1 protein-coding gene is annotated in these 1,234 nt (G+C 62.1%); it reads right to left on the bottom strand.

Features of this window, described 5'->3' with window-relative positions:
- Positions 1-1,234: Ig-like domain-containing protein (locus KGA83_RS27860; protein ID WP_223531381.1), on the bottom strand; the 1,234-nt coding region annotated here is incomplete at both ends.

Here is a 1,234-nt window from a genome sequence, read left to right as displayed (position 1 = left end):
TGCCGTCGCCACCGCCGTGCAGGGCTTTGAAGTCGGCATCGCTGGTGTTCAGCGTGTAGGTGTAGGTGCCGTTGGCGTTGAGCACCAGGGTGCCGTAAGTCCCGGTGAAAGTGCCGGGGGTGATCGGGCCGGTGTTTTCACCGATCGTCACCTGGTCGGCGCCTTGCACGTCGTTGCTCAGCACGTTGCCGTTGAGGGTCAACAGGGTTTCCGAGGCGGTACTGGCGTTGCTGTCGTCCACGCCATTGGGTAGGTCGTCGACGATGTTGACGTCCAGCGAACCGGTCGCGGTGGTGCCGTTGTCATCGACCACGGTCACAGCGAACTGCTCAGGCAAAGTGTTGGCGTCGTTGGCAGTCGGATGCGCTTCGTTATCGTTGAGGGTGTAGCTGTAGCTGATCACCCCGGTCGCCGCGTTGAACCCGGTGATGGTCAGCGTGCTGCCCAACGGGGTGATAATCGATTGTGGGAAGCCGGCAGCCACTCCACCGCTGACCACGGCGATGCCGCCGACGGTCAGGGTCGTGACACCGTCGAGGGCGGTCACGGTGAAGGTGCCGTTCTGAGTCAGCGCCGTGGCATCCGGTGCACTGCCGTCGCTGAGGTTTTTCTCGAAGACGGTGAGTTCAGCACCCTGAGCGTTCAAACCACCAATCGTGATCGGGTCATCATTGTTGTGGATCTGCAGCACCAGGTTCGCGGTGCTGCTGTCGCCGTCTGAATCGGTGATGGTGTAGGTGAAGGATTCGCTGCCGTCGCCACCGCCGTGCAGGGCTTTGAAGTCGGCATCGCTGGTGTTCAGCGTGTAGGTGTAGGTGCCGTTGGCGTTGAGCACCAGGGTGCCGTAAGTCCCGGTGAAAGTGCCGGGGGTGATCGGGCCGGTGTTTTCACCGATCGTCACCTGGTCGGCGCCTTGCACGTCGTTGCTCAGTACGTTGCCGTTGAGCGTCAGCAGGGTTTCCGAGGCGGTACTCGCATTGCTGTCGTCCACGCCAGTGGGCACGTCGTCGACGATGTTGACGTCCAGCGAACCGGTCGCGGTGGTGCCGTTGTCATCGACCACGGTGACGGCGAACTGCTCAGGCAAAGTGTTGGCGTCGTTGGCAGTCGGATGCGCTTCGTTATCGTTGAGGGTGTAGCTGTAGCTGATCACCCCGGTCGCCGCGTTGAACCCGGTGATGGTCAGCGTGCTGCCCAACGGGGTGATAATCGATTGTGGGAAGCCGGCAGCCAC

Origin of the sequence: Pseudomonas sp. GL-R-19, from assembly GCF_019956375.1 — a bacterium.
Classification (GTDB): Bacteria; Pseudomonadota; Gammaproteobacteria; order Pseudomonadales; family Pseudomonadaceae; genus Aquipseudomonas.
The sequence above is the reverse complement of the archived record's forward strand: the minus strand, read 5'-3'. Positions and strand labels throughout refer to the sequence as shown.